The 11298-nt window shown below is 60.9% G+C and carries 8 protein-coding genes; all 8 read right to left on the minus strand.

The features are described from left to right. Positions 1–13: 13 nt before the first annotated feature. Positions 14–2515, minus strand: a complete 2502-nt coding sequence (locus DVJ77_RS15380; RefSeq protein WP_225428031.1) for a TonB-dependent receptor — start codon at positions 2513–2515, stop codon at positions 14–16. A 263-nt stretch (positions 2516–2778) separates the two neighbouring features. Beyond that, the gene (locus DVJ77_RS15385) at positions 2779–3888 is read right to left on the minus strand and encodes a sulfate/molybdate ABC transporter ATP-binding protein (protein WP_114846408.1); all 1110 of its coding nucleotides are present in this window, start codon (positions 3886–3888) and stop codon (positions 2779–2781) included. Between the two features lie 19 nt (positions 3889–3907). Then, entirely contained in the window at positions 3908–4783 is an 876-nt protein-coding gene (gene cysW / locus DVJ77_RS15390; RefSeq protein ID WP_114846409.1) for a sulfate ABC transporter permease subunit CysW, read from the minus strand. Next, entirely contained in the window at positions 4780–5604 is an 825-nt protein-coding gene (cysT, locus tag DVJ77_RS15395; RefSeq protein WP_114846410.1) for a sulfate ABC transporter permease subunit CysT, read from the minus strand. The genes cysW and cysT overlap by 4 nt, the downstream gene beginning before the upstream one ends. A 9-nt stretch (positions 5605–5613) precedes the next feature. Next, positions 5614–6612, minus strand: coding sequence for a sulfate ABC transporter substrate-binding protein (locus DVJ77_RS15400; RefSeq protein WP_114846411.1), 999 nt, complete (start codon positions 6610–6612; stop codon positions 5614–5616). Positions 6613–6787: 175 nt separating this feature from the next. Beyond that, positions 6788–7942 (minus strand): murein transglycosylase A, encoded by a 1155-nt coding sequence (gene mltA, locus DVJ77_RS15405; RefSeq protein WP_380038138.1) that lies wholly within the window; start codon positions 7940–7942, stop codon positions 6788–6790. Between the two features lie 14 nt (positions 7943–7956). Beyond that, on the minus strand, positions 7957–8976 hold the full coding sequence (gene ubiA / locus DVJ77_RS15410) for a 4-hydroxybenzoate octaprenyltransferase (RefSeq protein ID WP_114846560.1): 1020 nt from the start codon (positions 8974–8976) through the stop codon (positions 7957–7959). A 113-nt stretch (positions 8977–9089) separates the two neighbouring features. Then, on the minus strand, positions 9090–11156 hold the full coding sequence (locus DVJ77_RS15415) for a S8 family peptidase (protein ID WP_114846413.1): 2067 nt from the start codon (positions 11154–11156) through the stop codon (positions 9090–9092). Between the last annotated feature and the right edge of the window lie 142 nt (positions 11157–11298).

The raw sequence follows: 11298 nt of genomic DNA on the forward strand, positions 1-11298 counted from the left end.
TTTGCCGTCTCACTTAAAAGCGATACATGATGGCCGCGCGATACGCGCGGCCGAGAATCGGGCGGGCAATAAAGGTATTTGCGCCGGCATCCGCATTTTGCAGTTCGCCTGCGCGCGGATTGCCTTCGGTCAAACCAAGCGAGTTGGTGATGTTGTCGGCATACAAGTACAACGAGCACAACTTGGAGAAGTCGTAGCGCGCGCTGGCGCTAAGTACTCCATAAGCGGGCAGGCGCACCGAGTTGGCCGTATCGACGTAGCGCATGCCTTCGTGCTCGTAAGCCACTTGCAAGCGCAACTTGCCATCGAGCAGATTCACGCCAGGCACCACGCGATAGCTCACCTTCGGCACGCGAATGAGCTGGTTGCCATCGAAATTGCGCAATACCGGCCCGTTGTTGACATTGTCGGTATAGCGCAGGCCCTTGTATTGCGGGTCTTGCCAGGTCGCGGTGAGTTGCATGTCGAACCAGCTCGTTGGAAACCAGGTACCTTCCAGCTCCAGACCCTTGGTCTTGGTGTCGGCATAGCCCTGTTGCGCGACGGACGAGCTGTTGTTGGCGTCGAACACATAATTGCTGAAGCCGACGTTGTTGTACTTGGTATAGAACGCGGTGGCGTACAGATCGATTTGGCGATCGGTGTACTTGTAGCCCACCTCGCCCAGCTTCATCGTCTGGGTCACCGGCGTAGCGCTTGGATTGGTGATGTAGCTGGAAAGGTTGGGCAGGCGGAACGTCGGTGTCCAGCGTGCGAACAGCCCCGCGTGAGGGGTGAACTGCCAGTTCGCGCCCAGCGTCCAGCCCAGCTTGCTGAAGGTATGGTCAAACGGCACGAACTGGCCGGTACCGGTCCAGACCTGCGACATGGGCAGGTTGCCGAGATTCAACTGCTGCTTCACTTCGGTATTGCCGCGCGTGTTCACCTGTTCCCAGCGCACGCCGCCGTCGATGCGCAACTGGTCGGTCACCTGCCACTCGTCAGACAGATAAAACGCGTGGCTGGTGGAGGTGCCGCTGGCGTTCTCCCACTCGTAGCCATAGCGATAAATGCCGTGATCGGTCAGCGTGCTGAGCGGCTGGCCAGCGGCGTTCACCGCGACCAGATTGAGCAACTTGGCGTTGTTCTGTGCGTCGAGCAGAACCGTGGACGAGTAACGGCTGAAATCCTGGTCGAAGCGCGAATAGCTGTAACCCAGTGTCACATCGTGAGTCTGGCCGCCCCATTCGAATTTACGCAGCAGCCGGGTATCGTTGTCGAACTCTTTTACCGGCATGGTCACGCCACGCAGGCCGCCGATGACGACCAGGCCATTGCCATTCTGGCCGGGGCTGTTGGGGCCGCCCACGTCGAACACCTTAGTCGGGTCGTCCACATAGCGCAGTTGCAGACCGGCCGCACCGGCTGGAATGAATTTCTTGGCCGAGGCGAGAAACTGAGTCGCGCTCGACAGCGAGTTCGGGAACATGCCGTTGCGCTGAGTATGCGTATCGCTATAGCGCATGGACTCGGCAAGTTTCCAGTCATCGCCCAGGTCGTAATCGAACTTCAGCGTTAGCTGATCGCGTTTGACGTGGGTGCCATCGGTGTTGTCGAAGTCGTACAGGCCGCCATTGGCTTGCTTCATCAGCACATGCTGGGTTTCCGGCCCGGCCAAGGTGCCGTAGTTGCCGTCGAAGCCAGGTACGGCCTTGATCTTGCCGTCGGCATACGTACGCATCGGAACGCCAAGGTAGAGCGCGACCTTGTCATCCATATGCTTGTAGTCGATGCTGAAACGGCCGTGCTCGAAATCCTTGGCCAGATTCACCCGGAACTGGCCGCCGTCGTTGGCATGAAACCCCGGATCGCGAATGCCGTTATCGACGCGGTAGAAGCCGCCCAGGCCGAGCTTCCAGCCGTTGCCTACCGGCGTGCCGAACCACACATCGGCGCGATTCAAGCCGTAGTCGCCCACGGTGTACTTGAAAAGGCCTTCAGCCGTATCGCCAACCTGGCGTGGAATGAAATTGATCGCGCCGGCCGGGGCGTTGGAATAAAACACCGAGGACGGGCCGCCGCGCACGACTTCGATGCGCTCGATGGTTTCGTCCAGGCGAAAAGCCTGGTCGGCATTGAGATACCCCAGCGCCGGATCATGCTGCACCGGCACGCCGTCTTCCAGCAGCGTCACCGAGCCATAGCCATCCACCGGAATGCCGCGCGCGCGGATATTGCCGCTGGCTTCGCCGCCAGAGGCTTCCACCCAAAAACCCGGCACCGACTTCATCGCCTCGGTGACCGAGGTCGGCGCCTGCATGCGCAGTCTGTCTTCGTCGATGGTGGTTATCGAGTAGCTGGTTTCAGCCTTGGTGCGGCTATCGACGCCGGAGCGGGCGGTGACCACGATACCGTCGAGATTCTTGGCCTTATCGCTGGATGGGTCGCGGTTGGATTGATCTTGCGCGTGGGCAGGCAAGGTGGCGCAAAGGCAAAGCGCCAAAGCGATGGCGCCAGATAGATAAGAAATGCGCAAGGCAGTTGCTCCGGTCGAGATGTCAACACAGAGCCTTGCGTCGAGACAGCGGCAGGGAGGCCACTCAATGTCAGCCGCATCGCGGCTATACGGAAGGCATCCCTGCCCTCATGGGTTTTCGGCACAGGCTCTAACGCTGCGTAGCCTAGGCCTGGGCTGTGACAGTTAAGCGCAGGTTAGATGACATGATGTCGGTCATATTTAGACGTCTAAATAGAATCATGACAATCACGACATAATCCGCCTCGGATGCGAGCCGGTCTCTAATAGGGCTGCTGATGAGGCCGCAGCACTCTTCTGTCTTCCGATTTCGCCTCGCCGGTGTCGTTAGCCAGCGGAAAGACCGTCGCGGTACGCGCTTGCACATACAGCTCAGCGCCTTGCTGCAAGCCCAGCCGAAGCAGATCCTCGCTGGCCACGTCGACTTCGATCAACTGCTCGGACGTATCCAGGGCCAGTTCCAAATGGGCGACGCTGCCAGCCAGATAGATATGGCGCAGGCGTGCCTTCCAGCCGGTATCGGTTGCCAGGGCGAGGTGTTCGGGGCGGATATAGGCCACGGCGCGGTCATAGCGCTTTGCCCATAAGTCGGCGCCAAAGTCGAGCGCGCCGCAGATCATGCGGTCCTGTTCGCGTTGCAGCTCAAACTTATTGACCTTGCCGATGAACTCGCACACGAACGGTGTCGCCGGCTGCTGGTAAATCGCCTCTGGCGAGCCGACTTGTTCGATGCGTCCGCGATTCATCACCGCAACGCGGTCGGCCAGCTCCAGTGCTTCTTCTTGGTCATGGGTGACAAAGACCGTGGTAAGGCCCAGCTCTTCGTGCAGATTGCGCAGCCAGCGACGCAAGGCGATGCGCACTTGCGCGTCGAGTGCGCCGAAGGGTTCGTCGAGCAGCAAGAGGTCGGGCTCGACCGCCAGGGCGCGGGCCAGGGCTACGCGCTGGCGCTGGCCACCTGACAATTGTGCCGGGTAGCGCCCGCCGTAGCCTTCCAACTGCACGCGCTTCAGCAATTTTTCGACGCGGTCGGTGATCTCGGTGCGCGAGGGTCGTGCGTGCCGTGGGCGTACGCGCAGGCCGAAGGCAATGTTCTCGGTCACGGTCAAATGGCGAAACAGCGCATAGTGCTGAAACACTAGGCCAACCTTGCGTTCGCGCGCATTCATGCTGAGCAGGTCGTGCCCGCCGCGCGTCACGCTGCCGCTCTGCGGGTAATCGAGGCCGGCCAGAATCCGCAGCAAGGTGGTTTTGCCTGAGCCGGAGGAGCCGAGCAGGGCGAGGAACTCGCCGGGGGCAATCGCCAGACTGACATCGTCCAGTGCGGCGGCATCGGTGAAGTGGCGACTGAGGTGGGACAGTAGCAAGGTCATAGGTATTGAATATCCGTGCTCAATGTCCACCTGGCGTGTGCGGAGCGATCTGATCGCTGTAACGCCACTCCAGCAAGGTTTTTACCGCTAGCGTCAGCAGCGCCAATAAAGCCAGTAGCGAAGCCACGGCGAAAGCGCCGATGTGGTCGTACTCGTTATATCCGTTGTAGAGCATTTCTATTTCCAGCGGCATCGTCGTGGTCAGTCCGCGAATATGGCCGGAGACCACCGAGACCGCGCCAAACTCGCCCATCGCACGCGCATTGCACAATAAGACACCGTACATCAGCGCCCAGCGGATATTGGGCAAGGTCACCCGAAAAAACATTTGCCAGCCGGTGGCGCCCAGTACGCGCGCGGCTTCTTCCTCTTCGCTGCCTTGCGCCTGCATCAGCGGAATCAGCTCGCGCGCCACAAACGGCAGAGTAATGAAGATCGTCACCAGCACCAGGCTGGGTACGGCGAAAATAATCCTCACGCCATGTTGCTCCAGCCAGGGTCCGAACCAGCCCTGCGCGCCGAACAGCAGCACGTAAAGCAGGCCGGAAATCACTGGCGACACCGAGAACGGCAGGTCGATAAAGGCGCCCAGCAGTGCCTTGCCGCGAAATTGGAAGCGCGTCATGGCCCATGCCGCAGCCACCCCGAAGATCAGATTCAAAGGCACCGCGATCGCCGCGACAAGCAGGGTCAACCGCATCGAAGCCAGCGCCTCGCGTTGTCCGATGGTATCGATGAAGGCGGCAATGCCGCCGCGCAGTCCTTCGACGAAAACCACCGCTAGCGGCAGCAGCAGGAACACGCTCATAAAGCAGACGACGGCAAGTATCAGCAAGACATGCAGCGCTCGTCGCTGCCAGGAGACCGGCCTGGAAACATGAGCAGTTGTCCTCATGTCGAACGCTCCGCCCAGCGTCCGCTCCAGCGTTGCAACTGTGCGATGACGATCAACAACACAAACGAGAAGCACAGCATGACCACGCCCAGCGCGGCGGCACCGGCATACTCCTGCTCGATCTTCTCCACGATCAATAACGGGGCGATCTCCGAGCGCATGGGAATATTGCCGGCAATAAAGATCACCGAGCCGTATTCGCCCACGGCGCGCGCCAGGGCCAGCGCAAAGCCGGTGAGCAAGGCCGGCATCAGCATGGGCAAGATCACCCGTGTAAAGGTTTGCAGTCGCGTTGCGCCCAAGCTTGCGGCGGCTTCTTCGACATCGCGATCCATCGCTTCGAGAACCGGTTGCACCGTGCGCACGACGAAGGGAAAGCCGACAAAGGCCATCGCCAGCAACACGCCCAGCGGGGTATAGGCGATCTGGATGCCGAGCGGCACCAGCCACTGGCCGAGCCAGCCGTTAGGGGCATAAATCGCGGTCAAGGCGATGCCCGCCACCGCGGTCGGCAGGGCGAAAGGCAGGTCGATCAGCGCATCCAGCAGGCGCCGGCCGGGAAAGCGGTAACGCACCATCACCCAAGCCACCAGTAAGCCGACCAGCACATTGAACACCGCCGCAATCAGCGCGCCGCCAAAGCTCAGCCGCAGCGCCGCCAATGTGCGCGGCGAGCTGAGCAGTTGCAGTAGCTGGCTTAAACCCAGGCCCGATGCTTTCAAGGCCAGGGCGGCCAAAGGCAGCAGCACGATCAGCCCGAGATACGCCAGGGTGTAGCCCAGGCTGAGACCGAATCCAGGTAAAACGCGGCGTCGATACATGGGCGCGACCTAGCGCTCTAGATGGATGCGATCGAACTCGCCGCCATCGTTGAAGAACTTCGCCTGCGCCTTGCGCCAGTCGCCGAACAGCTCGTTGACGGTGAAGGTCTTCAATGGCGGGAACAGGCCCGGATATTTCGCCGCGACGTCGGCCGCGCGCGGGCGATAAAAGTTCTTTGCACCAAGGGCCTGGCCTTCCGGTGAATACAAGAACTTCAAATAAGCCTCGGCCACCGCACGCGTGCCGTGTTTGTCCGCATTGCTGTCGACCACGGCAACCGGCGGTTCGGCAAGGATGCTGATCGAGGGCGTAACGATCTCGAACTTGTCTTTACCCAACTGCTTTTGCACCAGCAGTGCCTCGTTCTCCCATGCCAGCAGTACATCGCCGATGCCGCGCTGGGCAAAGGTATTGGTGCTGCCGCGCGCGCCGGTGTCGAGTACCGGCACGTTCTTGTACAGGGCGCGCACGAAATCGCGAGCCTTGGCCTCGTCGCCACCGGGCTGTTTCAGTGCGTAACCCCAGGCCGCCAGGTAATTCCAGCGCGCGCCGCCAGAGGTTTTCGGGTTGGGCGTGATGACTTGCAGGCCGGGCTTGATGAGGTCGGGCCAGTCGCGAATACCTTTCGGGTTGCCTTTGCGCACCAGGAACACGATGGTCGAGGTATACGGTGAGGCGTTGTCGGGCAGGCGCTGTTGCCAATCTTGGCTAAGTAGATGGCGGTCGGCCAGCACGTCGATGTCATAGGCCAAGGCCAGGGTAACCACGTCGGCGGGTAGTCCCTCGGCAACCGAGCGCGACTGTTTCCCCGAGCCACCGTGCGACATTTCGATGATGATTTTATCGCCATGCTGGCTTTGCCATTGGCTGGCAAAAGCCTGGTTGATATCGCGGTAAAGCTCGCGCGTGGGGTCATAAGACACGTTGAGCAGGCTTACATCTTTAGCGTGAGCGGATGCGACCGCCAGCGTTGCCAACACACCCAGTACGAACGGGATCTTCCTCATATCTATGCCATCCTCCGAGTATCGTCGACGAACACCTGAATGCCGAAACGTTCAGATGTCATTAGTTATCGCCGATGTTGGCGTTGATGGTGTTAAGAGCTTGTCCTTAAGCGCCTGCTCTTATGCCACGCACGAATATGCGATAGCCCATGGGATTGACGCGATCCGGGTTTAGTTATCTGGCCGATGCGCCGGGTAAGGCGACGCCTTTGGGCCACAGCAGCCATAGCCGCCCGGACTGTTTCATACGGCCCGCCAACTCACCCGCCGCATCGCCCGTGCCCAGAAACAGGTCGGCACGCACGGTGCCGGCGATAGCGCCGCCGGTATCCTGCGCGGCCACGGGGCGAACCAGATTGAGACCGTCCGGTGTGGTGGTCGACAGCCAGACCAGGCTGCCCAGCGGAATCGCCCGGCGATCGACCGCAACGCTATAGCCCGCACTCAATGGCACGTTGAGCGAGCCGGAGGGGCCTTCATTGCTGTCGGGTTTGCGCTCAAAGAAAACATAGCTGGGATTGCTGGCCAGCAGCTCGGCGATACGCGCCGGATGCGCGCTCGCCCATGCGCGAATACTTTGCATGCTGACCTCGGTGGAGGTCAGCTCGCCTTGCTCAACCAACCATTTGCCGATGGCGCGATACGGGCGTCCATTTTGATCGGCATACGCAAGCCGTAACTGACGGCCGTTGGCGAGTTGCACGCGGCCCGATCCCTGGATCTGCAGAAACTGCAAATCCATCGGGCTGGTCAGCCACGCGATCGCCGGCGACTTGGCTCCATTACTGGCGATGGTTGCAGCGGCATCATAGGGAACCAGCGTGCGACCCTTAAGGCGGCCACGCAGGCGTTTGCCTTTGAGTTCGGGATAGATGTCATCCAACGCGACCACGATGAGGTCGTCGGGTACCGCATAGACCGGCACCGTGGCCTTGGCCGTGCGAGTGAGGCTGCCTGGATAGACCGGCTCGTAGTAGCCGGTGATAAGGCCTTGGCGGCCTTCGCTGCTGCCCAAGGCGTAGACATCCATCTGGGTTTGCAGAAAATCGCGGATCGCCGCTGGCGATGCCGGTACGCCGGCTGCCGCCTGGCAGGGTTTCGCCCATGCGGCATCGTTCTTGAGTTTCACGCAGCCCGCGCGCCATGCAGCGAAGCCTGCCGATAGCTCGGTATCGCTGGTGGGCGGCAAACTGTTCCAGCTCACCGGCGTATCGGTGGTTGCGGCAGGTGATGTGGTTGGCTTTAGCGAGGGGCCAGTACAACCCGCGAGCAGGGCACTGGTTAGTAATCCTGCGATCAAGCAGTGACGCGATGGGCGATTCCAGAACAGCAAACTTACTCTCCTCAACGCACGGCCAATGCCAGTGCGATACCGATCCACAAACCCATGCCCAGCCAGTTGTTATGACGAAAGGCCATAAGGCAGGCGTCGCGGGCACGATCGCGTATGCGCCACAATTGCCAGCCGAACAAGCCGGTGGCGATGACAAGGCTGAGCCAATACGGCCAGCCTAGCGCGGCGCGTTTGCCGACGAACAGCATCGCCAACAGAAACGTGGCCATCAAAATGCCGAGAATCGGCAGATCGGCATCGCCAAACAAAATCGCGGTCGACTTGGCGCCGGCTTTCAAATCGTCGTCGCGATCCACCATCGCGTACTCCGTGTCGTAAATCACCGACCATAGGATATTGGCAATAAACAGCAGCCAGCCCAGCGGCGGCACACTGTTGGTGACCGCGGCAAACGCCATCGGGATCGACCAGCCAAACGCCGCACCCAGCACTACCTGAGGCATATGGGTGTAGCGCTTGGTAAAGGGGTAGATCGCCGCCAGTGCGGCACCGGCGAACGACAACTTGATCGTCAGCGCGTTGGTGAACAGCACTAGCACAAAGGCGAACACCAGCAAGGCGCCAAACACCATCAGCGCCTCGCGCGGGGTGACCCGGCCGCTGGCGATAGGTCGCCCGGCGGTGCGCGCTACTTGCGGATCGAGCTTGCGGTCGGCGTAGTCGTTGATGGCGCAGCCGGCGGCGCGCATGGCGAAAACACCCAGGGTGAAAATAATCAGCGGCTTCAGCGGCGGGAAATCACTGGCTGCCAGCCATAGTGCCCACCAGGTCGGCCACAGCAGCAGCAAGGCGCCGATGGGGCGGTCCATGCGGGTGAGCACCAGATAGTCCAGCGCTTTCTCGCGGATGTGCGGCGGCAATTTTTGCAGCAGCCAACTCAATACGCGGGTAGCGCGGGTGGAGCTGTCGGCCGGAACGGTCGCCGTGCTTGGTGCGGGTGCAGGCGTCGGTCGCGGCGTGGACGACGAAGAGATAGTGCGCCGCTGGCGCTTACGCGGTGTGGGAGCCATGCGGCGAAGTTTAGCCTGCATGTCGCACAGAGGGTGTGCGCTGATGCGGATGAATGAGGAGCGGCCGGCCGACAGCATCGCTGTGTCGGCCGGCCGCTGTCATCGTTGTTGTGCTATGGCTTCTTGGCTTTGGCCTTCTTCAGTTGCGCCTGAAGCGTGGCCAAAGCCTGGTCCGCGCGCAGGAAACCGCTGCCTGACTTGTAGTCGAAGCCAGGGCTTTCCATGTCCAGCGCCGAACTCTTCAGGGCACTGTAGAGGTCGGTGGCGGTTGCCGTGGGGGCGGCCTGCCACAACAGCGCGGCAGCGGCGGCGGCATGGGGTGCCGCCGCGGAAGTGCCATAGAACTGGTCGTTTAAATAATCGGGGTAGCTGCGGCAATCGGCTACTGCCGCATTGGCGGCGCCCGCATCGAGGCTGGCCATGCCGAAAAAGTTGGTGCTGACGCCATCTGGCGCCACGAACTCGGGTTTCTGTGGCGTGGTGGGTTTGGCTATGGCGCTGCCATCCGCATTGAACAAGAAGGGCAGGCCGCCCACCGAGGAGTAGGGCTCCAAGGTCGCGGTAGCCAGTTTGGCATTGCAGAACGGCGTCTTGAAGTAATCCGCGGCGCCGATCGCCGCTGCGTTCGGCGACAACGGATGACCATAAATACTGCCGGTGTCAGTGCCGTAGCGATTGATGCTGGCATCGCCGCCAAGAATCAAAATGTGTACGCGACCGGGTGCGACGCCGGCCGCGAGGCCAAGGCGCAGGCTGCCCTGGATCGCGGCGCCCTTATTGGTGATTTGCAAGATCGCCTGCGCCGGCTGACCGACCACCGTAGGCCCCGAACAGAGATTGTTTCCAAGCGGATTGCCCAAGCTATTGCCCAGGCACAGATCCAGCGAGCTGCGAGCGTTGGCGCCGGTCATCGGCTGGTCCCAGAACACCGCGAAGGTGGCGGTATTGGGGGTGTCCGCGCTACCGCTACCGATCGTGACCGGCAGATGATCGAGCGTGCTCTTGCCGCTGGCGTCGAAGTTTATCAATCGCTCGCCCAGATTCAGCGGTGCCATTTTGGCTAGCTTGGCGCGGGTGACTGCAGCAGCGGCGAACGCCGGTCCGTTGTTGTCATAAGCCGCTTTGTTGTGGTTTGCCGCATTGCCGGCCGCGGAGAAATACGCCGTGCCATGTGCTTTGGCGACTTCATCGATGGCTTCGCCAATGATGCCTTCCTGATACAGCGGTTCGGCGAAAAAACCCAGATCATCGACGACGATTTGCGCACCGGCGCCGTGGCGGCCATTGGCATCGGTTTTGTTGGTCGGCAAAGCGAGAGTTTGAATGCCCTGGGCAAAGTCGGCCATGGTGTCCGGCGAATAAAAAGCGATGCGCGCACCCGGCGCCACGTCATGGACGATTTGCGCCATCGCGCGCCCTTCGTCGGTACCGGAACGACAGTCGCTGGCTTCATTGACGACATTCACGGCAGCCGGCAAATCATCGCTGGCGACGTCGTCGGCCTGGGTATCGAGTACGACCCAGTTGGGATTATCGACGTTTTGCTGGTTCTGCTGGTCGGCACAATTGAAGCTGTCGGAAATGACACCGATGGTGATGCCGGTGCCGTCCACATGCGGCGGCTTGGGTTCCGCACGGGTGGCCGGACGAATCGTATAGGTGTCGCGCAGCAATTTGCTGTGCTGTGCGGAGTCGCCCTGCGAGCGCACATTGCCGGCACGGGTATGCTTCTCCGGCACGCTGATGCGCAGCACACCGGACAAGGCCGCCGCGTTATCGATCTGCGATACCGGCAGGCGTCCGCCGATATCGTTGTGGAATACGGCCGTGGTCTGAAAGCCGAGCTTCTCCAATTGCGCCTGCAATGCTTTCGCATCGCCCTTGGCGATGACGTCCACCGTGACGTAAGACTCCGCTGCTTGTAACCGCCGGGTGGCATGCGTCGAGCTGCTGCTGGCCGGCGCGGATGGCGCCGCCGTCGCGCGCTGCTTCAAATTCAACAAGGCGTTGTCCAGCTTGGCATTGGAGCCACTGGCGCGGTCCTTGGCGGATATGGCGCTTGAGACACCATTGCCGCTTAGTTGACCCGGTGCGAGTGCTGCCGACAGGTCGGTGGCCGTGGCGGTTCCAAGTAGGGTGGACAAAGAAAACGCGAGCGCGACTCGGTTGAGTTTCGGCATAGTGAAATCCTTTGGCTAAAGGCGGAGGAAAAATGTCCTCGCGCCTTTATAGAAACGCCATGCCTTTCGACGACCCTACCTTTTGCTTATGACTTATTTTTATTTAGACGTCTAAACGTCTTTAGATAAATGGCTGCGAAGA

The sequence above is a fragment of the Dyella tabacisoli genome, assembly GCF_003350925.1.
Lineage (GTDB): Bacteria > Pseudomonadota > Gammaproteobacteria > Xanthomonadales > Rhodanobacteraceae > Dyella_C > Dyella_C tabacisoli.

What these genes read in the sequence shown, in the direction of transcription:
- ubiA (WP_114846560.1), bottom strand. Translation starts at nt 8,976, where the DNA reads ATGGCTCCCACACCGCGTAAGCGCCAGCGGCGCACTATCTCTTCGTCG.
- DVJ77_RS15415 (WP_114846413.1), bottom strand. Translation starts at nt 11,156, where the DNA reads ATGCCGAAACTCAACCGAGTCGCGCTCGCGTTTTCTTTGTCCACCCTA.
- DVJ77_RS15385 (WP_114846408.1), bottom strand. Translation starts at nt 3,888, where the DNA reads ATGACCTTGCTACTGTCCCACCTCAGTCGCCACTTCACCGATGCCGCC.
- cysW (WP_114846409.1), bottom strand. Translation starts at nt 4,783, where the DNA reads ATGAGGACAACTGCTCATGTTTCCAGGCCGGTCTCCTGGCAGCGACGA.
- cysT (WP_114846410.1), bottom strand. Translation starts at nt 5,604, where the DNA reads ATGTATCGACGCCGCGTTTTACCTGGATTCGGTCTCAGCCTGGGCTAC.
- DVJ77_RS15400 (WP_114846411.1), bottom strand. Translation starts at nt 6,612, where the DNA reads ATGAGGAAGATCCCGTTCGTACTGGGTGTGTTGGCAACGCTGGCGGTC.